At 66.8% G+C, this 25,853-nt stretch carries 22 protein-coding genes; 9 read left to right on the top strand and 13 right to left on the bottom strand.

The window, feature by feature from the left end; all coding sequences use genetic code 11:
• The first annotated feature begins 9 nt into the window (after positions 1 to 9).
• Positions 10 to 1,929, top strand: a complete 1,920-nt coding sequence (gene mnmG, locus ACYQ2W_RS03035; protein WP_459863120.1) for a tRNA uridine-5-carboxymethylaminomethyl(34) synthesis enzyme MnmG — start codon at positions 10 to 12, stop codon at positions 1,927 to 1,929.
• A gap of 82 nt (positions 1,930 to 2,011) precedes the next feature.
• Here the strand turns inward: mnmG and ACYQ2W_RS03030 are convergent, their stop codons facing one another.
• A complete protein-coding gene (locus ACYQ2W_RS03030; RefSeq protein ID WP_459863119.1) occupies positions 2,012 to 3,112 on the bottom strand; it encodes an alkene reductase in 1,101 nt (366 codons plus the stop codon).
• Positions 3,113 to 3,430: 318 nt separating this feature from the next.
• Between ACYQ2W_RS03030 and ACYQ2W_RS03025 the strand changes: the two genes are divergently transcribed.
• Positions 3,431 to 8,017 (top strand): EAL domain-containing protein, encoded by a 4,587-nt coding sequence (locus ACYQ2W_RS03025; RefSeq protein ID WP_459863118.1) that lies wholly within the window; start codon positions 3,431 to 3,433, stop codon positions 8,015 to 8,017.
• Between the two features lie 415 nt (positions 8,018 to 8,432).
• Here the strand turns inward: ACYQ2W_RS03025 and ACYQ2W_RS03020 are convergent, their stop codons facing one another.
• The 3 genes from ACYQ2W_RS03020 to ACYQ2W_RS03010 all read right to left on the bottom strand — a co-directional run bounded on the left by ACYQ2W_RS03020 (position 8,433) and on the right by ACYQ2W_RS03010 (position 10,425).
• Complete coding sequence (locus ACYQ2W_RS03020; RefSeq protein WP_459863117.1) at positions 8,433 to 8,606, bottom strand: hypothetical protein; 174 nt, start codon at positions 8,604 to 8,606, stop codon at positions 8,433 to 8,435.
• Complete coding sequence (locus ACYQ2W_RS03015) at positions 8,590 to 9,846, bottom strand: Fic family protein (protein ID WP_459863116.1); 1,257 nt, start codon at positions 9,844 to 9,846, stop codon at positions 8,590 to 8,592. Before ACYQ2W_RS03015 ends, ACYQ2W_RS03020 begins: the two co-directional genes overlap by 17 nt.
• 165 nt (positions 9,847 to 10,011) lie before the next feature.
• Positions 10,012 to 10,425: a helix-turn-helix domain-containing protein gene (locus tag ACYQ2W_RS03010; RefSeq protein ID WP_459863115.1), complete on the bottom strand. Its 414-nt coding sequence runs from the start codon at positions 10,423 to 10,425 to the stop codon at positions 10,012 to 10,014.
• Positions 10,426 to 10,662: 237 nt separating this feature from the next.
• Between ACYQ2W_RS03010 and ACYQ2W_RS03005 the strand changes: the two genes are divergently transcribed.
• Complete coding sequence (locus ACYQ2W_RS03005) at positions 10,663 to 10,884, top strand: hypothetical protein (RefSeq protein ID WP_459863114.1); 222 nt, start codon at positions 10,663 to 10,665, stop codon at positions 10,882 to 10,884.
• Positions 10,885 to 11,175: 291 nt separating this feature from the next.
• Here the strand turns inward: ACYQ2W_RS03005 and ACYQ2W_RS03000 are convergent, their stop codons facing one another.
• The 5 genes from ACYQ2W_RS03000 to ACYQ2W_RS02980 form a co-directional block, all read right to left on the bottom strand.
• Entirely contained in the window at positions 11,176 to 12,420 is a 1,245-nt protein-coding gene (locus ACYQ2W_RS03000) for a type II toxin-antitoxin system HipA family toxin (protein ID WP_459863113.1), read from the bottom strand.
• A complete protein-coding gene (locus ACYQ2W_RS02995; protein WP_459863112.1) occupies positions 12,417 to 12,734 on the bottom strand; it encodes a hypothetical protein in 318 nt (105 codons plus the stop codon). Before ACYQ2W_RS02995 ends, ACYQ2W_RS03000 begins: the two co-directional genes overlap by 4 nt.
• Before the next feature lie 107 nt (positions 12,735 to 12,841).
• Entirely contained in the window at positions 12,842 to 14,050 is a 1,209-nt protein-coding gene (locus ACYQ2W_RS02990) for an ABC transporter permease (protein ID WP_459863111.1), read from the bottom strand.
• On the bottom strand, positions 14,040 to 14,753 hold the full coding sequence (locus tag ACYQ2W_RS02985; RefSeq protein WP_459863110.1) for an ABC transporter ATP-binding protein: 714 nt from the start codon (positions 14,751 to 14,753) through the stop codon (positions 14,040 to 14,042). Before ACYQ2W_RS02985 ends, ACYQ2W_RS02990 begins: the two co-directional genes overlap by 11 nt.
• Before the next feature lie 7 nt (positions 14,754 to 14,760).
• Positions 14,761 to 16,053: an efflux RND transporter periplasmic adaptor subunit gene (locus ACYQ2W_RS02980; protein WP_459863109.1), complete on the bottom strand. Its 1,293-nt coding sequence runs from the start codon at positions 16,051 to 16,053 to the stop codon at positions 14,761 to 14,763.
• Positions 16,054 to 16,356: 303 nt separating this feature from the next.
• Here ACYQ2W_RS02980 and ACYQ2W_RS02975 point away from each other — a divergent pair, with 303 nt between their 5' ends.
• From ACYQ2W_RS02975 to arsN2, 4 genes are all read left to right on the top strand, one after another.
• Positions 16,357 to 18,252, top strand: a complete 1,896-nt coding sequence (locus ACYQ2W_RS02975; protein WP_459863108.1) for a hypothetical protein — start codon at positions 16,357 to 16,359, stop codon at positions 18,250 to 18,252.
• A 118-nt stretch (positions 18,253 to 18,370) separates the two neighbouring features.
• A complete protein-coding gene (locus ACYQ2W_RS02970; RefSeq protein ID WP_459863107.1) occupies positions 18,371 to 18,781 on the top strand; it encodes a type II toxin-antitoxin system HicB family antitoxin in 411 nt (136 codons plus the stop codon).
• Between the two features lie 100 nt (positions 18,782 to 18,881).
• Positions 18,882 to 19,205 carry a helix-hairpin-helix domain-containing protein gene (locus ACYQ2W_RS02965; protein WP_459863106.1) on the top strand — a complete coding sequence of 108 codons (324 nt, stop codon included), beginning with the start codon at positions 18,882 to 18,884 and terminating at the stop codon, positions 19,203 to 19,205.
• 7 nt (positions 19,206 to 19,212) lie between these two features.
• On the top strand, positions 19,213 to 19,644 hold the full coding sequence (gene arsN2 / locus ACYQ2W_RS02960; RefSeq protein WP_459863105.1) for an arsenic resistance N-acetyltransferase ArsN2: 432 nt from the start codon (positions 19,213 to 19,215) through the stop codon (positions 19,642 to 19,644).
• A gap of 87 nt (positions 19,645 to 19,731) precedes the next feature.
• Here the strand turns inward: arsN2 and ACYQ2W_RS02955 are convergent, their stop codons facing one another.
• The 4 genes from ACYQ2W_RS02955 to ACYQ2W_RS02940 all read right to left on the bottom strand — a co-directional run bounded on the left by ACYQ2W_RS02955 (position 19,732) and on the right by ACYQ2W_RS02940 (position 23,647).
• Positions 19,732 to 20,643 (bottom strand): TlpA family protein disulfide reductase, encoded by a 912-nt coding sequence (locus tag ACYQ2W_RS02955; RefSeq protein WP_459863104.1) that lies wholly within the window; start codon positions 20,641 to 20,643, stop codon positions 19,732 to 19,734.
• 127 nt (positions 20,644 to 20,770) lie between these two features.
• Positions 20,771 to 21,367 (bottom strand): cytochrome b/b6 domain-containing protein, encoded by a 597-nt coding sequence (locus ACYQ2W_RS02950; RefSeq protein ID WP_459863103.1) that lies wholly within the window; start codon positions 21,365 to 21,367, stop codon positions 20,771 to 20,773.
• Between the two features lie 4 nt (positions 21,368 to 21,371).
• Positions 21,372 to 23,036, bottom strand: a complete 1,665-nt coding sequence (locus tag ACYQ2W_RS02945; RefSeq protein WP_459863102.1) for a tetrathionate reductase family octaheme c-type cytochrome — start codon at positions 23,034 to 23,036, stop codon at positions 21,372 to 21,374.
• Positions 23,037 to 23,107: 71 nt separating this feature from the next.
• Entirely contained in the window at positions 23,108 to 23,647 is a 540-nt protein-coding gene (locus tag ACYQ2W_RS02940) for a DUF302 domain-containing protein (RefSeq protein ID WP_459863101.1), read from the bottom strand.
• A gap of 180 nt (positions 23,648 to 23,827) precedes the next feature.
• Here ACYQ2W_RS02940 and rsmG point away from each other — a divergent pair, with 180 nt between their 5' ends.
• Positions 23,828 to 24,463 carry a 16S rRNA (guanine(527)-N(7))-methyltransferase RsmG gene (gene rsmG / locus ACYQ2W_RS02935; RefSeq protein ID WP_459863100.1) on the top strand — a complete coding sequence of 212 codons (636 nt, stop codon included), beginning with the start codon at positions 23,828 to 23,830 and terminating at the stop codon, positions 24,461 to 24,463.
• A gap of 140 nt (positions 24,464 to 24,603) precedes the next feature.
• Positions 24,604 to 25,794, top strand: coding sequence for a cation diffusion facilitator family transporter (locus tag ACYQ2W_RS02930; protein ID WP_459863099.1), 1,191 nt, complete (start codon positions 24,604 to 24,606; stop codon positions 25,792 to 25,794).
• The last annotated feature ends 59 nt before the right edge of the window (positions 25,795 to 25,853 follow it).

Raw genomic sequence — 25,853 nt, 5'->3', positions numbered from 1 at the left:
AACTTGACCATGAACTACCCCGAAACCTTCGAGGTGATCGTCGTCGGCGGCGGTCACGCCGGTACCGAAGCGGCGCTCGCCGCCGCGCGCATGGGTGCCCGCACCCTGCTGCTGACCCACAACATCGAGACCCTCGGCCAGATGTCGTGTAATCCGGCCATCGGCGGCATTGGAAAAGGGCACCTGGTGAAGGAGGTGGACGCCCTCGGCGGCCTGATGGCCTTCGCCGCCGACCACGCCGGCATCCAGTGGCGGATGCTCAACGCCTCCAAAGGGGCGGCGGTGCGCGCCACCCGCTGCCAGGCCGACCGCGCCCTCTACAAAGTGGTGGTGCGCCGCACCCTGGAGAACCAGCCCGGCCTCACCCTGTTCCAGCAGGCGGTGGAGGACCTGATCGTCGAGGGCGGGCGGGTCGCCGGGGTGGTCACCGCCATGGGGCTCGCCTTCCGCGCCCCCGCGGTGGTGCTCACCGTCGGTACCTTCCTCGCCGGGCGCATCCACATCGGCCTGGAAAACTACGAGGGGGGCCGTGCCGGCGACCCGCCGGCCAACCGCCTCGCCGGTCGCCTGCGGGAGCTGTCCCCACGGGTCGAGCGGCTGAAGACCGGCACCCCGCCGCGGATCGACGGCCGCTCCATCGACTACCGCCAATTGGAAGCACAACCCGGCGACGATCCCCTGCCGGTGATGTCCTTCCTCGGCTGCCGCGAAGACCATCCGCGGCAGGTGGATTGCCACATCACCCACACCAACCCGCAAACCCACGAGATCATCCGCGGCGGCCTCGACCGATCCCCCATGTACACCGGGGTGATCGAAGGGGTCGGACCCCGCTACTGCCCGTCGGTGGAGGACAAGATCCAGCGCTTCGCCGACCGCGACAGCCACCAGGTCTACCTGGAGCCGGAGGGACTGGAGACCCACGAGGTCTACCCCAACGGCATCTCCACCTCGCTCCCCTTCGACGTCCAGCTCGCCCTGGTCCGCTCCATGAAAGGGCTGGAGCAGGCGGTGATCACCCGTCCGGGCTACGCCATCGAATACGACTACTTCGACCCCCGCGACCTGCGTTCCTCCCTGGAGAGTCGCGCCGTCGAGGGACTGTTCCTCGCCGGCCAGATCAACGGCACCACCGGTTACGAAGAGGCCGCCGCCCAGGGGTTGCTCGCGGCCTTGAACGCGGTGCGCGGCCTGCGCGGCGAAGCGGGTTGGTGCCCGCGTCGCGACGAGGCCTACCTCGGCGTGCTGGTCGACGACCTGATCACCCGCGGCACCGCCGAGCCCTACCGGATGTTCACCTCCCGCGCCGAGCACCGCCTGCTGCTGCGCGAGGACAACGCCGACCTGCGCCTCACCCCGAAGGGCCGAGAGCTGGGGCTGGTGGACGAGCTGCGCTGGCGCGCCTTCGAGGAGAAGCGGGAGGGGATCGAGCGGGAGCGCCAGCGGCTGCGGGAGAGCTGGCTACGGCCCGCGACCCTCCCCGAGGCGGAGGCGGTGCGCGTCCTCGGCCAGCCGATCAGCCGGGAGCACAACCTCCTTGACCTGCTGCGCCGGCCCAACGTCGGCTATCGGGCGCTGATGAGCCTGCCGGGCGCCGGTCCCGGCGTGGACGACGAGACGGTGGCCGAACAGCTGGAGATCCAGACCCGATACGCCGGTTACATCGAACGCCAGCAGGCGGAGATCGAACGGTCCCGCCGCCACGAGGAGACCGCGATTCCCGAGTCGCTCGACTATGCCGAGGTGCGCGGCCTCTCCAACGAGGTGCGGGAGAAGCTCTCCCGCCAGCAGCCCGCCACCATCGGTCAGGCCTCCAGAATCCCCGGGATTACCCCGGCGGCGATCTCCCTGCTGCTGGTCCACCTGAAGAAAAGCCGGGAAGCGGATCGAGCCTATGGCCGATTCATCCATAGTCCGACAGGCTCCTAGGGTGTGCCGAGGTACGAGGCGCACCACTTTCCGACCGGTGCGTCTCCTGTCGTCGGCACACCCTACCCGAGTATTCGGCGCCCTACTCCGTATAGACCGGGTAATCGGTATACCCCGCCGCCCCGCCCCCGTAAAAAGTGTCCCGATTGGCCTCATTCAGCGGCCAGCCGTTCTCCAGCCGCGCCGGCAGGTCCGGATTGGCGATGAAGGGCACGCCGAAGGCCACCAGATCGGCCAGACCCCCGTCGATAGCGGCGCGGGCGCGCTCCCCGTCATAGCCGCCGCAGACGATGACCGCCCCACCGAAGGCGGCGCGCAGCTTGGCGATCAACCCCTCCGGGATCGGCGGCAGGCCGAAGGTGAGCTGGTCGTTGATGTGCAGGTAGGCGACGCCGCGTCGCCCCAGTTCCGCCGCCAGATGGAGGAAGGTCGCCTCCATCTCCGGATCCTCCGGCATGGCGTTGAACCGCCCGTTGGGGGAGATGCGCACCCCCACCCGCGCCGCGCCGATCGCCTTGCTCACCGCATCCACCGTCTCCAGCAGCAGCCGGCAACGGTTTTCCACCGAGCCTCCGTAGGCATCGCCGCGATCGTTGACCGCCGAATTGAGGAACTGGTCGAAGAGATAGCCGTTGGCGCCATGGATCTCCACCCCGTCGATCCCCGCCTCCAGGGCGTTGCGCGCCGCCGCCACGAAGGCCTCGCGCACCGCCGCGATCCCCGCCTGATCGAGCGCCTTCGGCGGAGAGGTGGCGACGTTGCCGGGATGGCCGGCGTCGTCGATGGCGAAACAGACCGCCCCTTCCGCCACCGCGTCGCTCGGTCCCACCGGCGATTGATCGCCGGGTTGCAGCGAGCGGTGGGAGATCCGCCCCACGTGCCAGAGCTGGACGAACAGCCGACCCCCCTTGGCGTGGACCGCGTCGGCCACCGTGCGCCAGCCGGCCACCTGCTCCGCGGTGTAGATCCCCGGCGTCCACAGATAGCCCCGGCCGGTGGGGGAGACCGGCACCCCCTCACTGACGATCAGACCGGCGCCCGCCCGCTGGGCGTAGTACTCGGCCATCAGCGGCGTCGGTACGTCCCCCTCCGCGGCGCGGCAGCGGGTCATCGGCGCCATCACCACCCGGTTGTTCAGCGACAGTCCGGCCAGGTCGTACGAAGAAAACAGTGCATGACTCATATCCCGAGGCCCCCCCGTAAGGCGATGTGGAATGTTGAACTGGGACTATACGCCCAAGCCCCGGTTCCGGGCTCGGTCTTGTCGCCATCGTCCGAGTAACGGAAGATACGTAAAAATCGTTAGGTCAACTAAGGGATTGACCCGCATTGAATTGACGAATCCGTGAAAAGCATGGAAATTGATCTCATTCCAAATCAACCGCGTCGGTGCGCCCGCTCCGAGATACATACCAACAGGTAACGCCCCGTGGCATCCAATCCTCCCGATCCCCAACCGGCAAAAAAGAAGCGGGCGACTCCCGGCCGCACAGTGAAGGCGGTGAAGAGATCCAGCGCGACGAAAAAGCGCGCCGCCAAGAGCAAGGCCGTCTCCCGTAGTAAGCCGAAGGGCGAGCCGAAGAAAGCAACCGTCCGCCCCTTCATGGTCGGCATCGGCTCCTCCGCCGGCGGCCTGGAGGCGGTCTCCAACCTGATCGCCGCACTGCCCACCGATCTCGGCCTCTCCTACGTGCTGATCCAACACCTCTCCCCCACCCACCGCAGCATGATGGTCCAGCTACTCGGTCGGGAGACGGCGATCGCGGTGCAGGAGATCCAGAACGGTGCCGCCCCCGAACACGATACCTTCTACGTCGCCCCACCCGGCACCAACGTGGTGCTGCGCGACGGGCGTTTCGTCCTCCAGGAGGAGCCCAAGGAGGCGATGCCCCGTCCCTCGGTGAACGCCTTCTTCTCCTCGCTGGCGGCGGAGAAGGGGGAGGACGCCATCGGCGTGGTGCTCTCCGGCACCGGTACCGACGGCGCGGCGGGGATGCGCGAGATCAAGTCGGTGGGCGGTTTCACCTTCGCCCAGGAGCCGGGCAACGCCAAATACAGCGGCATGCCCCAGGCGACCATCGACACCGGCTGCGTCGACTGGGTGTTGACCCCCGAGGAGATCGCCCGCGAGATCGCCCAGATCGCCCGCTCCCACGGCACCGTGGCGGTGGCGGTCAAACCGCCGGTGGCGGCCACCACCCTGAAGAAGCTGCTGATGCGGGTCAAGCACCAGACCCGCATCGACTTCGGCGGTTACAAGGAGGGGACCCTGTGGCGGCGCATCGAGCGGCGCATGGCGGCGCGTCACGTCGCCGACCTCGACGCCTACCTGGCGCTCTCCGAGGCCGATCCGGAGGAGCTGGAGCACCTGAGCAAGGACATCCTGATCTCGGTCACCGCCTTCTTTCGTGACCCCGAGGCCTTCGAAAACCTGCGCAAGGCCCTCCAGCCGCTGGTGGAGAACAAGCAGCCGGGCGAGGAGATCCGTGCCTGGGTCGCCGGCTGCGCCACCGGTGAGGAGGCCTACAGCATCGCCATCGTGCTGGCCGAGCTGCTCGGTCCCAACCTGAGCCAGTACCGCATCCAGATCTTCGCCACCGACGTCGATATGAGCGCGTTGGCCGTGGCCCGCCGCGGCGCCTACCCCGACACCGCGGTGGCCGAGATGCGCGCCGATCTGGTGTCGCGCTACTTCACCCGCGCCGGCGACCGTTTCGAGGTCTCGCGCACCCTGCGTGATCTGGTGGTGGTCGCCCGCCAGGATCTGGTGCAGGACCCGCCGTTCCTCCGTCTCGATCTGGTCACCTGTCGTAATGTGATGATCTACCTGCAGAACGAATTGCAGTCCAAGGTGCTGACCACCTTCCACTACGGTCTGCGTGCCGGCGGCTACCTGTTCCTCGGCAAGTCGGAGGGGATCTTCCAGCAGGAGGGGCTGTTCGAGGTGGTCGATAAGGGCACCCGCATCTACCGCCGTCGCTCCGGCATCTCGCGGATGATCCCGCCCGCCCCGATGCGCCTGCCGGAAACCGGGGAGCGCGTGGGCAAGGCCCCGACCAACCTCCAGCAGCGGCTGCTCGATGCTGCCGTCGGCATCTACGTACCCCCATCCATCCTGATCAACGCCGCCTTCGAGATCCAGCACATGCACGGTGAGGTCGCCCCGTACCTCACGGTCTCCGCCGGCCGGCCCACCACCAACCTCCAGCAGTTGCTGCGCCGCGAGTTCCGCGCCGACCTCAGCCTGTTGGCCCACCGGGTCGAGCAGCAGCTCGCCGCCGCCATCGGTCGTCCCCACGTCATCGACACCGTGGAGGGCAAACGGCGGGTGGCGATGTCGGTCCACCCCCTGGAGCAGGGGGTCTCCAGCTCCTACCTGCTGGTCACCTTCGAACCGGCGGCCGAACCGCAGAGCGCGCTCGGCAGCACCCCGTCCGCCGAGTCGACGGAGGAGAACGTCGATGTCAAGGCGGTGGAGGAGGAGCTGATCTCCACCCGTGAGCGGTTGCAGACGGTGATCGAGGAGCTGGAGACCTCCAACGAGGAGATGCAGGCGCTCAACGAGGAGGTGCAGGCGGCCAACGAGGAGCTGCAATCCTCCAACGAGGAGCTGGAGGCGGCCAACGAGGAGCTGCAATCGACCAACGAGGAGATGACCACGGTCAACGAGGAGCTGCAGGTGCGCTCCGGCGAACTGGCCGAGGCGCTCAATGACCTGGAGAAGATCCAGAACAGCGTCGGCTTCCCGGTGCTGGTGTGCAACGAGGAGATGAACATCTCCCGCTTCAACAGCCCCGCCGCCGCGGTGTTCCAGCTCTCCGAACACTCCATCGGCCAGCCCTTGCCGTCGATACGGCTGCCGCCGGGGATGCAGGACTTCTCCAGCCAGGTGGCCGAGGCGGTGCGCGGCAACCAGATCGTCGAGGAGTCGATCTTCTCCAACGAGCGCCACTACCTGCTCCACGTCGCCCCCTACGAGACGATCAAACCGGGCAGTCTCGGCGCGATCATCTCGCTGATGGACCACACCGAGCGGCTCGCCCAGGAGCGGCTGATCCGCGAGAGCGGCGAGCGGCTGATGGCGATCATGGACAACTCCACCTCGATCATCACCCTCAAGGATCTCGCCGGGCGCTACGAATTCGTCAATCGCCAGTTCGAGAAGAGCTTCGGCCTGAAGTCGGACGCCGTGGTCGGTCGCACCGATACCCAGATCTTCGGCAACAAGATCGCCGAGGGGTTCCGCACCAAGGATCTGGAGGTGATCCACCGTCAGCACGCGATCGAATCGGAGGAGACCCTGCAACGGGCCGAGGGGGAGCGCCACCTGCTCTCGATCCGCTTCCCGCTGTTCAGCGCCGACAACGTCATCCAGGGGATCTGCGTCCAGTCCACCGACATCACCGAACGCAAACACGCCGAGGAGCAGCTCCGGCTCGCCGCGCGGGTCTTCGATCGTGCCGGCGAGGGGATCCTGGTCACCGATGCCACCCAGCACATCCTCACCGTCAACGACGCCTTCACCAACGTCACCGGCTACACCGCCGAGGAGGTGATCGGTGAGTTGCCGACGATTCTCGCCTCCGGCCGTCACAACGAGAATTTCTATCAGGAGATGTGGACCCAGCTTCAGGAGCAGGGATGGTGGCAGGGCGAGATCTGGAACCGGCGCAAGTCCGGCGACGTCTACCCCGAGTGGCTGACCATCAACACCGTCCACGACTCCCACGGCGAGATCACCAACTTCGTCGGCATCTTCAGCGACATCACCGTGGTCAAGGAGTCGCAGCGCCGGGTGGAGTTCCTCGCCACCCACGACGAACTGACCACCCTGCCCAACCGCACGCTGTTCGTCGATCGGGTGCGCCAGGCGATCGCCCACGCCGGGCGCCGCGGCAACGTCTTCGCCGTGCTCTTCGTCGATCTCGACAACTTCAAGGTGATCAACGACTCCCTCGGCCATGCCGCCGGCGACGAACTGCTGGTGAAGGTGGCCCACCTGCTGCGCGAAGGGGTGCGCGCCGCCGACACCGTCGCCCGCTTCGGCGGCGACGAGTTCGCCCTGTTGATCGAGGAGACCGACGTCGGCGATGCCGACATCACCGCCCGGCGCATCGCCGACGCCCTGGGCAATGCGATCAAGGTCCACGACCAGCCGGTCTACGTCAGCGCCAGCATCGGCATCGCCATGTACCCCAACGACGGCGAGGATGTGGAGACCCTGCTGAAGAACGCCGACAGCGCCATGTACAAGGCCAAGGACAGCGGCAAGCGCACCCACCAGTTCTACACCGCCGACCTCAAGGAGGCCGCCGACGAGCGCCTGGCGCTCGGCAACCGCCTGCGCCACGCCATCGACAACGACGAACTCTTCCTGGTCTACCAGCCCCAGGTGAACCTGGAGAGTGGTGAACTGGTCGGATTGGAGGCGCTGGTGCGCTGGCAGCATCCCGAGATGGGGCTGGTGATGCCCGGCCGCTTCATCCCCATCGCCGAGAAGGCGGGGCTGATCCACCACGTCGGCGAATGGGTCGCCGACGCCGCCTGCCGCCAACTGGCCAGCTGGATCGCGCAGGGGTTCCAGGCGCCGCGGGTCTCCATCAACATCTCCGGCGAACAGTTCCGCCGCGCCCACCTCCCCGCCTCGGTCCAGCGGCTGCTCGCCCGCTACCACCTGGATGCGTCGAAGCTCACCATCGAACTGACCGAGAGCGCCCTGATGCTCGAGCCCGACCAGTGCCGCAGCCTGCTGCGCGACCTCAAGGCGATGGGGGTCACCGTCAGCATCGACGACTTCGGCACCGGTTTCTCCTCGCTCTCCTACCTGCGCCAGTACCCCATCGACGAACTGAAGATCGACCGCACCTTCGTCGATGAACTGGGCAGCAACCCCGACGACCGTGCCATCGCCCAGACCATCCTCGCCATGGCCGAAACGCTCGGCCTGTCGGTGGTCGCCGAAGGGGTGGAGACCGAGGAGCAGCGCGAGGTGCTGCGCGAGCTGGGCTGCGAGATCGGCCAGGGCTACCTGATGGGCAGACCGCAGAGCGTCGAGGATATTACCGGGCTGCTGATCCCCGCCGATTGATCCGATGTGGGGCGGGCCGTGGCCTCCCTATGCGTCACCGACACCCCGCAGCGGTAGGTCGGCGCTACCGCGCCGACAGGAACGAAAGCAGCGGAGCCGAGGTCGTGATGGTCCTCCCGAATGGAACGTCCCGTTCGGAAGGCGCGGCGGATACCCGAACATGCGGTGCCTGCGTTCACCATGGCGCGCACGGCGCGCCCTATAGGGCGGCCCGTGGCCGCCGTGTCGAACGGAGGCAGCAGCCGGAAGGTTTCCACTTCCCATCCCGAGTACTCCCCACGCCAATTACAACTGGGGGAACCGTCGGCGATCGCATTGGCGCAGCCGTTCTCCGTCTTCAAACCCGCAGCTGGTGCTGCCGGGAAGGCATTTCCGCCTAGTGCGGAGCAACGGAAAGGAGTGTGGAGCGCGCTCGTCACCCCGCCTTGGAGTAGACCAACACCTCCAACAGACTGAGCAACCGGTTGCGGTGCGACTCGCTGGGCAGCGCCCGCCACAGCGCCATCAGCGCCGCCTCCTTCTCCTCGCGCACCCGCTTCGTTGCCGGCGGCCACCTTCCATTCCGCTCCCCGTCAGCGCCCCGCCGCATAGGCGGCACTGGTCTCCTCGGCGGAAAGCGGATCACCGGTGTAGAGGCGGGGAAAGTAGTACTCGATGGTCGCCGCCGAAAAGGTGAAGGTGAGCGGCGCCCGATGGGAAGCGGACTCCAGCAACCCCTCGCGCAACAGCTCGGAGACCAGGGTGCGGGCGGTGCGTTCGCCCAGGCCGCTGACGCGGGCCGCCTCCCCCCGTGGCAACTCGCCCCGCAGCAGCGTCTCGGCAAGCAGAGCCCCCGCTTCCGCCCGTAGCCGCGGTGCGCCGGGTACCACCCCGGCGGCGCGCATGGCGGCGTAGCCGAGCACCCGTTCCCGCAGTCTGCCGAGGTTCAGCAGCGAGTCCATGAAACGGACCTGATCGAGGCAACTCTCCAGGAAGAAACGCACGAATCCCTCCAGCCCCTGCGCCGAAAGTGCCCCGCGTCCGTCCAGATCCCCGCGGCGGGGGCTATCCGCCTCCACCAATGCCGCCCGATACGGTTCCAGTCCCCGCGCCAGCCCGCGGGACGCGGACCAGAGCAGCGGGCCGCCGGAGATGTGCGTCAGGTAGGCGTGGGAGAAGAGGCGGGCGACCCGCCCGTTACCGTCGAGGAAGGGGTGGATCCAGAGCAGGCGGTGGTGGGCCGCCGCCGCCGCCAGATACTTGTCGTCGCCATGGTGGGTCGCGGGGCGATAGCGCTGGTGGAAGAGCTCCATCAGCGGGGCGACCCGCGTCGGCTCCGGCGCGAGATGGCGGCCCACTTCCACCTCCTCCGTTCGGAAGTGGCCCGGGATCACCTCCCGTCGCCGGTTGCCATCGACGTCTTCGATCCATCGGAATGGCTCGGGCAGCGGTTCGTAGAAGCGGGCGTGGATCCTCTTCAACAACTGCGGCGAGGTGACCTCGAAACCCTCCGCGAGCGCCTGCTCCTCCAGCCACTCCTGCACCAGCAGGTGGGCGCGCGCCTCCTGCTGGAGATCCCTCTTCTCCTTGTCCGACGAATAGTCGGCCCGCATCGCCCGCTCGATGTCGGCCAGCCGGGTGCGGTGTCCCTCGATCAGGTTGGAGTAGTAGCCGTTGACTGCACGCAAGGTACGCATCAGGGCCCACCGGGTCGCCGGCGCCAACCGGCCGGAGAGCCGCGCCGCCTCCTGGCCGAGCGTCAACGCCAGGTCGCGCAGCGATCCGTCGACGAGTCCCCGGGCACCGATGGGAAGAACGGGGGAGAGGGCGGCGGCTTCGGAGAGATTCATTTTCCGGTTCGCTTTCCAGTCACGATATCTAATATCTTTCTATTTAAATTGGAAAAAATCCAGTATCAAGGGTTATCGCCCGTGAAATATTTTCCGCTTCATCTGCCGGAAGCATGGGGCGATGCGGGGGAGTGTGGGGTGTCGGTTGATGTCGACGTATCCGCTTCATCCGGTCTTGGCGTAGACCAACACCTCCAACAGATTGAGCAACCGGTTGCGGTGCGACTCGCTGGGCAGCGCCCGCCACAGCGCCATCAGCGCCGCCTCCTTCTCCTCGCGGGGGGCCGGGTCCCACTCCATCGGCTGGCGGAGGAGGACGTCGTGGATACGCCGGGCCTCGTCCGGCGGCGACTCGTAGGTGGTGAAGAAGTAGCTCACCGGGACGTTGCAGGCGCGGGCGAGGAGGTAGAGCTGGGTAACGCTGAAGCGACTCTCTCCCCGTTCCTGGCGGCGGAGATGGGTTTCGGAAACGCCGATCAAGTCGGCAGCAGGACCGGGTTTGATCCCGCATTCCATCCGGACGGCCTTGACCCTCTCGGCGATGTGCAGCTGTAGCGGGTGGATGGTTTCCTTGTCCATAAGCGATCTCTTTGTGACCGAAAATTCGTAAACGGTCGTGAAAGGGTCGCTCATTTATTCGGTTCCGGGAAAACGCCAGAAGGCCATTAATACGAATATGGCCTTTTTATGTTCTTATCGCCCAATATTTTGTTATCATTTCTATACGCCATGTGTCGCTACCATCTGAATTTTCGTTCGATGTAAGTGCAAAAGACTATTTGAGGGGGTGAGATGGGAGTGGAAATAGAAGGATCGGTGGACAACCCCCTGATCCAGCCAACACTCGAAGAGACCGTGCTCTTCTGCTGCACGGTGCTGGACGCCTTAGCGCTGGCGGAGTACGACCCCACCGACGCGCGGCGGGGGATGAAGGGGGGGTCGCTGATGCTGGAGACGGTGATCGCGGCCCTGCGTCACCACCTGAAGGGGACGGCCATGCTGAAGGCGATGGAGCGGGACGTCTCCGGCGCTCCGTAGTGTTCGCGTCCCGGTCCGGATCGCGAAAAGCCACCTGTAGGAGCGGCCCTTAGGCCGCGATGACGCCGTGTCCGCTCCAGCCAGATGCCACTTCTTTGCGCCGCACTTCGCTTCCATCGCGGCCTAAGGGCCGCTCCTACAGGAAAGTGTCCCCCGGCTCTTCGTGCTCTTTGTGTCAACGATCATAGGCAGCCGTTGAGCCACTTCGGACAATGAAACTCGGGTAGGGTGTGCCGACGATAGGAGGCGCACCGATCGGAGAGGGCAGTGCGCCTCGGCACACGCCACTCCTCAACCGACTAGCGCCTCGATCCGTGGCTCGATATCGTCACGCAGGCGGTCGATCTGCTCGCCGGCCACGCCGAACCCCTCCATGCACCCTTTCCATTGCCGCGCCGTCTCCACCACCTCGTCACGGATGCGGCGCAACCGCTGCTGGGAGATGCCGAAGGTATGGGCCAACTGCGGCAACTGTGTGGCGACGATCGGGCCGTCGTCGTCAAGGAGCCGGATGTGGTGATAGCGGTAGCCGACGCTCTCCATACCGGCCGGGGCGGTGGCGCGGGCGGGGGTGAGGTCGTAGGCGGGGGAGAGACGCCAGCCGGCGGGATCGTGGAGAAAGGTGAAGTTGCGCAGGTGGTCGTCGGTGTTGCACAGCGCGACGTTGAAGAGGAGTTGGCGGAGCAGTTGGGGGATGTCCCGCTCGGGGCGGTAGCCGTGGCGGCGGATCGCCTCCGCGAGGTGGCTATAGCCGTAACCGGTATCGCTGTCGGTACGGAGCAGGGCGCGGGCGCTCAGCAGATGGTGGCGGCCGCCGGCCGCGGTGACGTCGAAGCGGCGGATCAGCAATACCGGCCAGGGCCCGACCTGACGGAGCTGGCGCTCCGGCACTTCCAGCCCGGCGCGGGCGGCCAGCTCCAGGGTGGCGGCCTCGATGGGGACGGCATCCATGGCGTCGCGGGGGCTGGGAAACTTGGCGATGTATTCGGCGCCGTCGTCGTGGACCACCGCCTTGGGCCGGGCGCCGCCGGAGGAGCTGCCGGCCTTGAGCAGCAGGGCCAGCTCGCGGTCGGGGACTGCCTCGTGGTTGAGCAGGCGGTGGGCGGCGTCGGCGATCGCCTCCAGGTGGATCGTCGTCTCGCTGGTGAAGGGGGGCGGGGGCTGCTCCTCCTCGCTGAAGGCCAGCGCGCCGAGGCCGTCGCCGCCGAGGTGGCGGAGCATCGCCAACTTGGTGGCGCGGGCGGGATCGAGACCGCTGCGGCGCAGCAGCATGGCGAAGCCCCAGCCTTCCGGAAGCGCGTCCTCCAGGGCGTGAAAGAGGCTGGTCGGGCGTTGGGTGATTTGGGCCGCGTCGGTGAGTGGGAGCTCCACTGGGTGGAGGGAAAACGCGTCGGTGCAGTTAAGGAAGGCCGTGTCGTAGCGGAACACGGCGGTTGCCGCTCCGGGTCGCAGTTGATCGGTGGCGGCCAAGATGCCGACGGGGAGGCGCCGGCCATTGGTGAGCGTGAGCCAGACGCGGTAGCGGTAGTCGCTCACGGTTTGCGCCTGCGGCCGCGGTGGCGGCGGGCTTCCTGGGTGGATGAGGGGGTGTCGAGGAGCCGGACCAGTTCCTGTTCCCGCTCCGCCGCGGCGAACAGCGCCTCCAGCCGGCCCATCGCCTCCAGGGCTACGATCCAGTGACGGATGGCGACGCCGCCGTCACCCTGCTCCATCTTGCGGTAGGTGGTCAGGCCGACGCCGAGGCGGGCGGCGGTCACCTCCTGGATCTCGCCGTCGCGGCCCTCCAGGCGCCATTGGCGGAGGAGTTGTCCGAGGCGCTGGAGGGAGGAGGAAGATTCGTATTTAATCATCGCTATTACAACGATTACTTGCGATTTCGTGGTTAAACGACCGGATAACGTTGATTATTTTCCTCCTTTGGCGATCTGTCCAGCGGCCTTATAGGGCCCCAGGGTCGTCACTCGTGCCGCAGCGCGTCGATCGGATCGAGGCGCGCCGCCTTGCGCGCCGGGAAGTAGCCGAACAGCACGCCGACCGCGGCGGAGAAGAGGAAGGCGACGACGACGATGCCGCCGTTGAGCACGAAGGGGAATTGCATCAGGCTGGAGAGCGCCAGCGAGGCGCCGATGGCGAGCGCGATGCCGATCATCCCGCCCAACGAGGAGAGCATCACCGCCTCCACCAGGAACTGCATCAGCACCTCGCGCTCCAGCGCGCCGATGGCCAGCCGGATGCCGATCTCGCGGGTCCGCTCGGTGACCGACACCAGCATGATGTTCATGATGCCGATGCCCCCCACCAGCAGACTCACCGCCGCCACCGCGCCGAGCAGCAGGGTGAGCACCCGGGTGGTGCCGCTCAGCGTGCGGGCGATCTCCTTCATGTCCATGGCGGAGAAGTCGTCGTCCTCGTTGGCGCCGATATGGCGCCGCTCGCGCAGCAGCCGCTTGATCGACTCCAGGGTCTCCTCGGTGGAGGCGCCGTCGCGCACCGAGACCTGGATCAGGCGCACGTCGCGGTCGCCGGCGATGCGCCGGTGGAAGGTGCGCAGCGGGATCACCACGAAGTCGTCCTGATCGCTGCCCATGGTGCTCTGCCCCTTGCTGGCGAGCAGCCCGATCACCTGACAGGAGAGCTTCTCCAGGCGGATCTTCTGCCCCAGCGGGTCCTGCTGCTCGCCGAACAGCTCCTTGCGCACCGTCTCGCCGATGATGCACACCGCCTTGCCGGCGCGCAGCTCGGCGGCGCTGAAGGGGCGGCCGAGGCGCAGCGACCAGTTGCCGGCGGTGAGGAAGTCGTTGGTGGTGCCGGTGACCTTGGTGCTCCAGTTGGTGTTGCCGAACACCGCGGTGGTGCTCTGCGAGGCGGACGGCGCGACCGCGGCGATCGCATTCACCTGGCGGGCGATCGCCTCGGCGTCGGCGAGGCGGAAGGCCGGCGCGGTGGAGCGCTGGCCCATGCCCATGCGCTGGCCGGGGACGACCATCAGCAGGTTGCTGCCGAGCGAGGCGATCTGGCGGGTCACCTGGAGGGTCGCCCCCTCGCCGACGGTGACCATGACGATCACCGCCGCCACGCCGATGACGATGCCGAGGATGGTCAGCGCCGAGCGCATCACGTTGCGGCGGATCTCGCGCAGGGCGAGGAGCAGTGCGTTACCCCACATCGGCGAGCCCCCCGTCAGCGGCCAGATCCTGCTCCACCAAGCCATCGAGGAAGTGGATGCGCCGCTTGGCGTAGCGCGCCATGTCCGGCTCGTGGGTGACCATCAGGATGGTGATCCCCTGCTCGCGGTTGAGCGCGCCCAGCAGCTCCATGATCTCGTGGCTGCGCGGGGTGTCGAGGTTGCCGGTGGGCTCGTCGGCGAGCAGCAGCCGCGGCTCGGTGGCCAGGGCGCGGGCGATCGCCACCCGCTGCTGCTGGCCGCCGGAGAGTTCGTTGGGCATGTGGCGCTCCCAGCCGGTGAGGCCGACCACCGCCAGCGCGTGGCGGGCGCGGGCGTGGCGTTCCGCCCGCGGGGTGCCGCGGTAGATCAGCGGCAGCTCGACGTTCTCCAGGGCGGAGGTGCGCCCCAGCAGGTTGAAGCCCTGGAAGACGAAGCCGATGAAGTTGCGCCGCAGCAGCGCCCGCTGATCGCGGGAGAGCGTGCCCACCTCGATGCCGCCGAAGCGGTAGCTCCCCGCCGAGGGGGTGTCGAGGCAGCCGAGGATGTTCATGCAGGTGGACTTGCCGGAGCCGCTGGGGCCCATCACCGCGACGAACTCGCCCGGCTCGATGGCCAGATCGACGCCGCGCAGGGCACGCATCTCCGCCTGGCCTTGGCCGTAGACCTTGGTGACGCCGGCGAGGGTGATCAGCGGGTTGGTCACGACGCGCCTACCGCGAGGGGGTGGTGAGCACGCCGGTGATCAGCGCCACGCCCGGTTTCAGCTTGCCGTCGACCACTTGGGTGAGCACCCCGTCGGTGATCCCGGTGGTTACCGGGATCGCCTTGGGTGCGCCGTCCTGGAGCACCCACACCTGCCGCGGACCCCCGTCGTTGGCGCTCGCCTCGCGTTTCTTCTCGGTGTGGCGCGGCCGGGGGAAGAGCTGGAAGAGCAGCCCCCGCTTCTGTTGCTGCGCGCCGTTTTCGGGCTTCGGCGGGGTGAAGCGCAGCGCGGCGTTGGGCACCCGCAGGGCGTCCTCCACGTGTTCCACCCGGATGTCGGCGGTGGCGGTCATGCCGGGGCGCAGCAGCAGCTCGGCGTTGTCGACGCCGAGCACCGCGCGGTAGGTGACCACCCCCTCCACGGTCTGCGAGGCGAAGCGCACCTCGGTGATGGTGGCCGGGAAGCGGCGGTCGGGGTAGGCGTCGACGGTGAAGGTGGCCGACTGCCCGACCCGCACCTGTCCCACGTCCGCCTCGTCGACGTCCACGTGCAGCTCCATCTGGGTGAGGTTCTCGGCGAGGGTGAAGAGCACCGGGGTCTGGAACGAGGCGGCCACCGTCTGGCCGGGATCGACGTCGCGGTTGAGCACGATGCCGTCGATCGGCGCGTGGATGGTCGCCTTCGCCAGCGTGGTGTGCTCCGCGCTGAGCGAGGCCTCCGCCTGGAGCACCTGGGCACGGGCGCGGGCCAGCTCGGCCAGCGCGCGGTCGTAGGCGGCGCGCAGCGCGTCGCACTCCTCGTCGGAGCAGAGGTGCTTCTTCTTAAGCTCCTCGCCGCGACGCAGCTTGTTGCGACTCTCCACCACCGTCGCCTCGGCCAGATTGACCCCGGCGCGAGCCAGCGCGAGGGAGGCCTCCGCCTGCTTCACCTTGGCCTGGAGCTGATCGGTATCCAGCTCGGCGAGCACGTCGCCCGCCTTCACCCGGTCGTTGAAGTCCACCGGCACCCGGCGGATGGTGCCGGAGATCTCCGAGCCCACCTCCACCTGATTGACCGGCTCCAGGGTACCGGTGGCGGTGACCAGCACGGTGATCGGGCCGCGGTCGGCCTCGGCGGTCTGGTAGCGGACGCTGTCCGGGTGGTCGTTGCCGCCGCGCGGCAAAAAGAGAAACAGCGCGCCGCCGACAAGCAGCAGCAGGAGCAGCCATTTGAGCCAGCGGCGGCGGCTACGGGGCCGCTCCAGTTGCAGCGCGAGGTCGATGGCGTCGTCGGAATCGGGAGGGGAGGTGTGTTGGTTCATGCGGGCGTTTCAGCGCTGGGAATGGAGGCCCGAGGGAAGGGCAGGCCAAGTATAGGATGCGCCGCGCCAAAGATGGTTCAGTATGTACGACGTTGTGTCGGCACAGGGGTGTCTCGCGGTGTGTCCTTTCCACGCCGGCAGGACTCGGTGACATCGGAAATCTCCGGAGTCGGCGCCGTCCCGCCAAGCCGGGAGCTTGTTGCGGCAGGCGAGATCGCCGCGCTTGACCTTCGGTGTCGGAGCCCACTAGTCTCCCGATCGGTTAAATTTCACCGACAACCACCAACAAAAGGAATTGCACCCATGAGCGAGACCACCCGCTTCTTCCCGCGCGCCCTCCTCCCCTCCCTGATGGCGGCCGCCCTGGCCGGCGGTGCGTCCACCGCGCTGGCCGACGCCCCCACCGCCATCGCCTTCTCCGGCGGCGGTTACCACGCCCTGAGCGGTGCCGCGGCGTGGATGATGGGGATGATGGAGCGCGAGGGCGTCTACGATCTGGGCAAGGTTACCGCCAACGCGCAGGTGATCGGTGCCAACTCCGGCGGCAGTTGGTTCACCACCCTGAGCGCCTACTCCCCCTCCTTCGCCAACGAGATCCAGCAGCCGGGCGCCTATCGGCAGTTCACCGGGAGCGATGGCTACATGGGTCGGTCGTGGGACTACATCAGCCACGCCACCGGCGGTTGCAAGTCGATGCCGACCGCCTTCGAGCAGGGCCTCTGCAACATCTTTTACGTGGCGACCGCTTTCGGCAAGCAGAAGGGTTTCGCCAACTTCCTGATCTCCGGCGGCGGCCAGTGGCAGACGGTGGTGGAGAACTCGGTGTTCGGCAAGGCGCCCGGCTGGCCCTACTACGGCGAGGTCGAGAACCTGACGCTGTCGAGCGAGCGCAACGGCTGGGCGGCCTCCAAGGACCTGGTGCTCGCGAGCACCCTGCTGACCCAGGCACCGTCGCTCACCTACACCCGCTTCGCCCTGCTGTTCGAAGGGGTCCAGACGGTGGAGGCCACCCAGGCGTTCTCCCCGCTCGACCCGATCGTCGGCGGCGTCCCGCTGATGGTGGGGAGCGAAGGGGCCGGCGTCGATCTCCTCCCCGGCGGCAGTGTCGGCCTGACCTACGGCACCTGGTCCCTCTCCGGCCTCAAGTGGGGCTTCCATCCCGGCGAGGACGCGGGCAACCGCACCACGCTGGCCAACGCCGAGGCCAATGTCGGGGCGGCCACCCTGCCGGTGATCAACGCCGCGGCCATCTCCTCGGCCGCCGGCGGCGGTTTCATCGACATCCCGGTGGCCAAGGCGGACTTCAAGGACGGCAAGGACGTCGCCACCGCGCTGAACGGTTTCGCCCCCGCCTACCAGATGTACGACAGCGCCGCGCAGAAGCCCGTGATGACCTTCCGCAACAACGTCCACGACCAGTTCGCCACCTCCAAGAACACCGCGAAGACCACCGACGCCCTGGCCGCCAACAAGGTGCTGCGCTTCGCCGATGGCGGCTTCGTCGACAACACCGCCGTGGCCCAACTGCTGCGTTACCTGCAGAACGGCAACGGTGGCACCATCCCCAGCGGCTTCAACATGGTCGCCTTCGACAACCTGCCGGCACCCCTCCCCTACTGGGATCCGAAGAACGATACCGGCGCCTTTCCCACCGGCGGCGACATCGCCGCCCTGTTCGGCTTCGACGGCTGCAGCAAGAAGAGCTGCTCGATGCAGAGCGGCGGCCTGCACAACATGGGCCTGCTCGGCCTGACCTACCAGGGCCCCTCCGCCCGGGTGTTCCCCGCCGACCAGTACTTCCCGAGCGCTGCCGGTGGCGACCCGCTGAACCGGGTCTTCTGGAGCCCCACGGACGACGAGAAGATCGTCTGCCAGGTCAAGGGCCAGCCGGTCGAACAGCCGCTGCTCTACAGCCGCTATGCGGTGACCGTCGACGCTAACGCCCCCGGCAGCAAGATGTACGGGATCAGCTCGTCGAGCGACGGCGTCGCCGGCACCCTGCACGTCTTCGCCTTCCTCGGCGCCGATGCCGCGGTGGTGCCCGGCGACGCCGACCAGTTCGCCTGCTACCAGACCGCGATCCCGGTGATCGTCGATAACGTCAAGAAGAAGGGCGAGCACTGCGACGTCAGCCAACCGCGCAGCGCCGGCAACGACTGCTCGCTCGGCGACTACCTGCAGAGCGCCCTCAAGCTCTGAAATTCGCTGGCGCGAATTTCAGTATGGTGTCTGTGAAAAGGCCGCCCGGTTGGGCGGCTTTTTCGTTCGGGAAAGATCGACGATTGACGGGCTTTGTGGTGTGTGCTCAATACACATCATGACCAGCTACATCGCCCTTCTACGTAAAGAATCCGGTACCGATTACGGTGTCGATTTTCCCGACTTCCCCGGTTGCATCGCCGCCGGAGAGGACATGGAGGAGGCGCGCGTGATGGCGAAGCAGGCGCTGCTCGGCCACGCGCTGCTATTGCAGGAGGAGGGTGAGGCACTGCCGGAGCCCAGCAAGCTGGAAGCGGTGATGGCCGACCCTGCCAACCACGACGCGGTGGCCTTCTTGGTGACCGTACCCGATCCACGCTCCCGCGCCGTTCGTGTCAATGTCAGCCTTCCCGAGATACTGCTGGGTGAGGTGGATGCGGAGGCCAAGCGTCTGGGCACCAGCCGTTCCGGTTACCTCGCCAGCGCGGCGCGGGAGTACATCGCACGTCATCGGAGTCGGAGCACGTAGATGAGTGCCGGATAGACCTGTTTCACGGAGTTTTTGACTGGCGCTGTAGTGGTTTTGTGGTGCCAGTACATTCTCTGGAGGTTTAGACGCGATTCTTCCGATGGATGTCCCGATTATTCGCCACCCACCTGAGCGGCAGCCAGCCTATAATCGACCTCCGGTTTATCTGTACGTGGAGAGCTGCATGCCATTCCCACCGGAACAACGTAAGGCCCTGCTGGGGGTGAAGGGGGTCGGCCCCACGGTGGTGGCGCGGCTTGAGCAGATGGGGTTTGAGTCGCTGGCTCAGCTGGGCCGGGCCGACGCGCTGGATGTCGTTTCCCAAGCCTCCGTCATCGTCGGCTCCACATGTTGGAAGAACAGCCCGCAGGCCCGCGCCGCCATTCAGGCGGCGATCTCGTTGGCGCGGTCGCGAGATGGCTGAGCCGGTGATGAAGATCGAGCCGCTGGACTCCATCGAACTCGCGACGGGCGTCGTCGGCGCGTGCGGGCTTCCGGTGGACGATCTCGGCGACATGCCTCATGGGGCGTTCTTCGGCGTCTTCGAAAACGGGGCGCTCGTCGCGGTGATCGGGACGGAGCTGTTTGGTGAGGTCGGTCTGCTGAGGTCGTTGGCGGTCGTGCCGGCGCACCGCGGCGGCGGCCTCGGTGGCGCGTTGGTGGACCATGCGGAAGGCTTCGCAAGCGGGTGTGGCGTCGAGCGGTTGTATCTGCTCACGACCACCGCCGAGGGCTATTTCCTGCGGCGGGGCTACGCTCGCGCCGCGCGGGATGGCGCGCCGGAAGCGATCAAGGCGACCGCTCAGTTTTCGGGACTTTGTCCCGCATCGTCGTCACTTCTCGTGAAGCCGCTGAAGCCGTAGCCCAACAAGTGGTGCGCGGAGCGCACGGTGAATCGCTGCGGGGCGATGCCGGTGGCGACCTTCCAGGTTCTGTTTCCGCAGCGTGGCTTATCGACGGGCGGCGTGATTGACCGCATCACGTAGAAAGGGGAGATATTCGTTCCAGCGATCAATCGGGCCTTTGTGGCGGAAAAGGGTTATCCCGTTGCGATCGAGGATGTAGCTGGTGGGAAAGACCGGGGCGAGCTGGCGATCAGTGATTGATTGCCCGTCGGTGGTGGTGAAGGTGGTGTGTTCCTCGTCGCCGATGCCGGAGTCGTAAAGAGGCAGTTGCCCGAACTCGTTGCGCTTGGCCCAGCGTAGGGACGCGGCAAAGGGCTCGCGGGCCTGTAGCAGCACCAACACCACCTGTTCTCCCAATTGCTGCCTCAATTCGCTTTGGAATTGAAGCAGTTCGGGGAACTCGCGCATGCACGGCGGGCACCAGGAGCCCCAGAAGTGGAGGATCACCACCTTGCCGCGGAAGTCGGTGAGGCTCTTGGGGTGGCCTTCGCGGTCGTGGAAGGCGAGGTCGGGGAAGCGGTTGCCGTGACCGGTGCCGATTGGGCGGGCGGCGGCCTCTTCACGGGTGGGGTAGGGGCGCCAGAGGGTGGGCCAGCGCTTTTCGTCGAAAACCACTTGGCCGTCCAGGTCGTAGACCACGCAGGGTTGGGCGGTGTGTTCTTCGCAGGCCTTGATTGCCTCGCCGCTTGCGGTCTCGGCGTCGACCCGACCGGAGCGCCATGACCAGCTGCCGCCGGGGGCGATGGCGTAGGCCTTGTGGGGGATGGCGTAGCGGTATTCGTCGGTGTAGCTGGTCTTGGCGGTGGTGGTGACGTGGGGGATTTCGGCGGCGGGTGTCGAAAAGATCGGGAGCAGAAGGAGGGCGAGAAACGCGGTGAAGATCGATGTAGGAGCGGCCCCTAGGCCGCGATGGCGCCGGTTCCGTTTACCTCCGCGAGTTGGATTGAACCCCTTCACTCCGAACCATCGCGGCCTGGGGGCCGCTCCTACGGGAAACGTCGGTGCCATCATTGCTAGCGGCCCGGGGTTGGCGGGCCGCTCGTTGCTCCTTTGCTGGTCGTCTTCGCTCATTCGCCGATCCCGATCACTCCACCTCCTCCCAGCCGGTGATCATCGCCTTGATGTGCGAGGTCGGCGTGTGGCCGGCGGTGGCGAGGTAGATGTGGGCGATGAAGAAGATCAGCATCATGAACGCGCCGATGGTGTGCAGGATCGCCACCCAGCTGAGCGGCAGCCAGCCCAGCCCCCACTCGCCCCACGAGCTGTAGAACATGTAGAGCAGGCCGGTGACCCAGATCAGCGGGTTGATCATCAGCTTGACGAACAGGTAGGCCAGCCGCTGCAGCGGGTTGTGCTTGCGCAGGGTGGTCTGCCGGAACGGGTGGGGGGCGTTGGTGAAGATGCCGGTGAGGTAGTAGCGCATCATCGCCTCGGCCTTGTCCAGCGTTGGGATGTACTGTTTCCACTCGCCGGTGGTGAAGTGCCAGAAGATGGCGAAGATCCATAGGGTGATCAGCGCCCAGGCGGCGGTGGTGTGGTAGCCCACCGCGTGCTCGAAGCCGAACACCTTGTAGGCGCCGTGGATCTCGAAGCCGGTGAGCATCATGAACATGATGAGCAGGGCCTGGGTCCAGTGCCAGAAACGCTCGAAGCGCTTGAAGATGTAGATTCGCTCAGCCATTGCCTTATCCCCTCTTGCTCATGAGGATGCGGATCCCGCCGTGGATCAGCACGCCGATCAGGGTGCCCAGTGCGGCCAGCCAGGCCAGCAGGTCGATCCAGGGGACGTTGTCGCGGCCGGGGAGGTAGACCCCCTCGACTCCCTCCAGGCGTCCGTTCTTCTTGTGGCACTGTTCGCAGCGCAGGGCGTCTTCCTTGGGCGCCACCATATGGGTGATCGGCCAGCGCATCTCGGTCTCGACGAAGCCCATCTTGCCGCTGTACTCGACCCCGCGGGAGGCCATGCCGGCCTTCATCGCCTTCTCCCAGTCGTAGTTGCCCCAGTAGGCGGCGTCGTCGTCGCCGGCGGTGTGGAACACCGCCAGCGTCATCAGCCCGGCGTCGTAGGGCTGTTTGCCGCGGAAGGTCTTGACCGGCCAGATGCGCGATTGGCCGTCGTCGGGGCTGCCCTGGAACTGGTTGATCTGCACCGGCTTGGTGGGGTCGATGCGGTCGCCGAACAGGGTGTACTTGATGTCGCCGTTGAACCAGACGTACTCGGGGATGACGTAGCGCTCGTAGGTGAAATCCCCTTTCTTGCTGTCGTAGATCACCCGGCCGTCGGAGCCCTTGGTCTGGATGCGGTGGCCGTTCTCGTCGAGTCTGCCGGCGGTGGACCAGTCCCAGGTCATCTTGGTGGCCAGCGGGCCGCGGGCGTACTCGGGGATGTGGCAGGTCTGGCAGGCCACCTTGTCGGTGTGCTGGTTGAGCTTGGGCGAGGCGCTCACCGGGTGAGGGTGGTCGCCGTGGCAGGCCTGGCAGGTGGTGGGGTTGCGCCCGTCTTTCTTGCCGCGGATGAGGATGCCGAGCTGGTCGGAGGCGGTGGGCGCGTAGCGGCTGCCGGCCACCTTGTGGGAGTCGGTGAGGTGGCAGTTGCCGCAGCTGAAGTCGAGTCCGTCGGCCTCCATGTGGACGTCGAGGTAGTGCTTCGGATTGGTCAGCGAACTATCCAGGTCGCCGTGCTTGACCGCGTTGCCGCCGCCGCCGAAGAAGTGGCAGGCGCCGCAGCTCCGGCGACTGGTCTTGCCGACGCTCTGGGCGATCGTGCGCAGGTCGGTGGCCTCGCGGAACTTGCCCGAATGGGGTGGCCACTCGATCTTCTCGTAGCTGGGGTGGCCGGCGAGGCCGGGGAGTTTTTTGTACTTGCCGGTGGTGTCGTGGCAGACCAGACAGTCCACCGCCTCCTGGTTGGCCTCCGAGAAGTCGAAGTTGCCGTCCTTCCAGCCGTAGCCGACGTGGCAGGCCATGCAGAAGGTCTCGTTGGAGGAGGTGGCGGTGCAGAAGTTGTTGATGATGTGCTTCTTGCCGAGGGTCTGGCGGGTCACCGGGTTGCGGTACTCCCAGGTCCAGTGCTTGGTGTGCTGGACCTGCTTGGCCGCCTCGGTGTGGCAGCTCAGGCACGCCTTGGTTACCTCCGGGCCGCTGGCGAACTCCACCTGCAACTGCTCGAATTTGGAGTGGTCGGCGGTGGATTGCCGGGGTTCGCTGTAATCGACCAACGGTACCGATTGGCTGCTGGTCACCGGCATGACGTCGGTGACGGCCGGCGCGGTGTTGGCGCCTGCGCACGGCGAGAAGGCCGCGGCGACCAAGGCCAGCGCGAAGCCCCCGGTGAGTCGGATGGTGTTCATGAGTTCTTCTCCCGTTCGATTTCGCTGACGGGGGCGACCGCCGGGCGGCCGCCCCTGCGGGGATCGGCGAATCAGCAGCCCGAGGCGTCGCCGCCGGGGCCGCCCGCGCCGCCGGGGCGGATTCGAATCAGCGGCGGGGCGGGCTTGTCGGGATCGAAGGTGAGGAACTTCTTCTGGTCGGCGGCGACCTGATCCATAATCTCGCCGATGCCGAACAGCTTGCCCATCAGGCCGGCGTTCATGGTGCCGACGTAGGTCTTGCCGTCGTCCTTCTTGTAGACGGTGATGGTGCAGGGCATCAGGATGGAGAAGATGCGCGAGGCGTCGTTCTTCAGCAGCGGACCGGAGTATTTGGTGGAGCAGGCCTCCACCAGCAGCACCGGCAGCACGTTGCTGCCGCTGGCGGCCACCGCGGCGGCCGGGTTGCGCAACCCGGAGAGGGACCAGCCGTTGCCGGAGAGGCCCTGGATGTTGGCCTGGATCCGCGCGGCGGTCTCCTCGACGCCGAAGGGGCTCTCGTACTCGTTGAACATCAGGCTCTGGGCGGAGGTGAGCGCGACCACCGCCATCAATACGAGGGCGGCGACGAACCCTGCGGCTATCTTGATCATGGGTGTGTCCTCTCGCGTTGAGGCCGTACCGACGGGCCTGCCGCGAGGGAGGCGCGTGAACGGCCGAAGTATTGGTATTATTGAATCTTCTAATGCGTTCAGCAGCTTAACTATAGTTCAGCTTTTTGATCTCTGCTTGATTAAACTTTGACCCGCTTCGAGTGGGGGATTCGAGTGACCGTGACCGATCCACTGAACGACCTGCTCGCCCGCGGCATCGAGCGCCTCGGCCTGGAACTCGATGAGGCGGCGCGCGGCCTGCTTCTCGATTACCTGGCCCTGCTCGGGAAGTGGAACCGCGCGTTCAATCTCACCGCGGTACGCGATCCCGCCGAGATGGTGGTGAAGCATCTGCTCGACTCGCTGGCGGTGGCGCCTTGGTTGGAGGGCGAGCGGTTCGTCGACGTGGGGGCCGGGGCGGGCCTGCCGGGGATTCCCTTGGCGATCGCGAAGCCCGCCATGCACTTCACCGAGATCGACTCCAACGGCAAGAAGACCCGTTTCATGGCCCAGGCGGTGCGTGAGTTGGGGCTTACCAATGTCGAGGTACACCACAGTCGGGTGGAGGCGTGGCGGGTGGAGGCGCCCTTCGACGGAGTGCTCTCCCGCGCCTTCGCCTCCCTCGCCGACATGGTGACCGTCGCCGGTCACCTCTGTGCCCCGGGGGGGCGGCTCTACGCCATGAAGGGCCAGGCCCCCGACGACGAACTGGTCGCCCTGCCCCGTGGTTGGCGGGTGGAGCGAATCCACTCCCTCACCGTCCCCGGGCTCGATGCCGAGCGCTGCCTGGTGGTGCTTGCCCGGCGGGCGGTTTGACGCCCCAATACAGGAAGTTTTCTTTATCGTCTTCGATTCATAATGCCCCCAAAAACCCACCAGGGCCGCGAGGCGGAAGCGCCCGCTTCCGCCTCGCGGCCCTGGTGGGTTTTTGGGGGTGGGGGTACACTCCCCGTCCCATGGCCCACCACCACCAACACGACCACGGTCACTCCCCGGAGTCGGAATTCTCCCCGGAGGATCAGCGCTATCTCGCGGCTCGGCGGGTCACCATCGTCGGCGCGCTGATCAATCTGGTGCTGTCGGCGGTCAAGGTGGCCCTCGGCATCCTCGGCAACTCCCAGGCGCTGGTGGCCGACGGCGTCCACTCCCTCTCCGACCTGGCCACCGACGTGTTGGTGCTGATCGCCTCCAAGCACGGCTCCAAGGAGGCCGACGAGGAGCATCCCTACGGTCATGGCCGCATCGAGACCCTGGCGACGGTGATCCTGGGAGTGATCCTGATCGCGGTGGGTCTCGGCATCCTGTGGGATGCGGTGTTGCGGCTGTTCGACACCGATCTCCAGCTCCATCCGGGCTGGCTCGCCATGGCCGGTGCCGCCGCCTCCATCTTCGCCAAGGAGGGGCTCTACCACTACACCATGGTGGTGGCGCGCCGGTTGCGCTCCAACCTGCTCAAGGCCAACGCCTGGCATCACCGTTCGGATGCCGTCTCCTCGGTGGTGGTGGTGGTGGGCATCGCCGGCTCCATGGCCGGTCTCGGCTACCTGGATGCGATTGCCGCGGCGATCGTCGCCCTGATGGTGACGAAGATCGGCTTCGACCTCGGCTGGACCGCCATCCACGAGTTGATCGATACCGCCCTGGAGCGGGAGAAGGTGGTGGAGATCGAGCGCACCATCCTGGCGGTGCCGGGGGTGGAGGAGCTCCATCTGCTGCGCACCCGCCGGATGGGGGCCGACGCCCTGGTGGACGTCCACATCATCCTCACCGATCCCCGCATCAGCGTCTCCGAAGGCCATCAGATCAGTGAGACGGTGCGCGCTACCCTGATTCGCAAGATCGACGAGGTGAGTGACGTCACCGTCCACATCGATCCGGAGGATGACGAGGCGGGGTCTTCGTGCCAACATCTGCCGCTACGCGACTCGTTGCTGAAACGCCTCGGGGAGCCGTGGCGGGCCCTGTGCGAGGAGCACCGGGTGGAGGCGGTGCGGCTGCACTACCTGTTCGGGCGGATCGAGCCGGAGTTGCTGATCCCGATGGGCGAAGGCGTCGACCCGGCGCGGGCCGAGGAGATCGCCGCGGCGTTCAACGCCCTCGCCGTTACGGTGAAGGAGCTGGGCCCGGTGGTGGTCCGTTTTCACTGAAACGTAAGAAGTCTGCACAATAAAGGTGCATTGGCGCCTGTTGTTGCGCCGAGATAGTG

The sequence above is a fragment of the Endothiovibrio diazotrophicus genome (assembly GCF_054657215.1).
Note: the sequence above shows the minus strand (reverse complement) of the source record. Positions and strands in the feature narration are given on the sequence as shown.

Coding starts and splice junctions, on each gene's coding strand:
- mnmG (WP_459863120.1), top strand. CDS start 10: ATGAACTACCCCGAAACCTTCGAGGTGATCGTCGTCGGCGGCGGTCAC.
- ACYQ2W_RS03030 (WP_459863119.1), bottom strand. CDS start 3,112: ATGAGTCATGCACTGTTTTCTTCGTACGACCTGGCCGGACTGTCGCTG.
- ACYQ2W_RS03020 (WP_459863117.1), bottom strand. CDS start 8,606: ATGCGGCGGGGCGCTGACGGGGAGCGGAATGGAAGGTGGCCGCCGGCA.
- ACYQ2W_RS03015 (WP_459863116.1), bottom strand. CDS start 9,846: ATGAATCTCTCCGAAGCCGCCGCCCTCTCCCCCGTTCTTCCCATCGGT.
- ACYQ2W_RS03010 (WP_459863115.1), bottom strand. CDS start 10,425: ATGGACAAGGAAACCATCCACCCGCTACAGCTGCACATCGCCGAGAGG.
- ACYQ2W_RS02995 (WP_459863112.1), bottom strand. CDS start 12,734: ATGATTAAATACGAATCTTCCTCCTCCCTCCAGCGCCTCGGACAACTC.
- ACYQ2W_RS02990 (WP_459863111.1), bottom strand. CDS start 14,050: ATGTGGGGTAACGCACTGCTCCTCGCCCTGCGCGAGATCCGCCGCAAC.
- ACYQ2W_RS02980 (WP_459863109.1), bottom strand. CDS start 16,053: ATGAACCAACACACCTCCCCTCCCGATTCCGACGACGCCATCGACCTC.
- ACYQ2W_RS02975 (WP_459863108.1), top strand. CDS start 16,357: ATGAGCGAGACCACCCGCTTCTTCCCGCGCGCCCTCCTCCCCTCCCTG.
- ACYQ2W_RS02970 (WP_459863107.1), top strand. CDS start 18,371: ATGACCAGCTACATCGCCCTTCTACGTAAAGAATCCGGTACCGATTAC.
- ACYQ2W_RS02965 (WP_459863106.1), top strand. CDS start 18,882: ATGGATGTCCCGATTATTCGCCACCCACCTGAGCGGCAGCCAGCCTAT.
- arsN2 (WP_459863105.1), top strand. CDS start 19,213: ATGAAGATCGAGCCGCTGGACTCCATCGAACTCGCGACGGGCGTCGTC.
- ACYQ2W_RS02950 (WP_459863103.1), bottom strand. CDS start 21,367: ATGGCTGAGCGAATCTACATCTTCAAGCGCTTCGAGCGTTTCTGGCAC.
- ACYQ2W_RS02945 (WP_459863102.1), bottom strand. CDS start 23,036: ATGAACACCATCCGACTCACCGGGGGCTTCGCGCTGGCCTTGGTCGCC.
- ACYQ2W_RS02940 (WP_459863101.1), bottom strand. CDS start 23,647: ATGATCAAGATAGCCGCAGGGTTCGTCGCCGCCCTCGTATTGATGGCG.
- ACYQ2W_RS02930 (WP_459863099.1), top strand. CDS start 24,604: ATGGCCCACCACCACCAACACGACCACGGTCACTCCCCGGAGTCGGAA.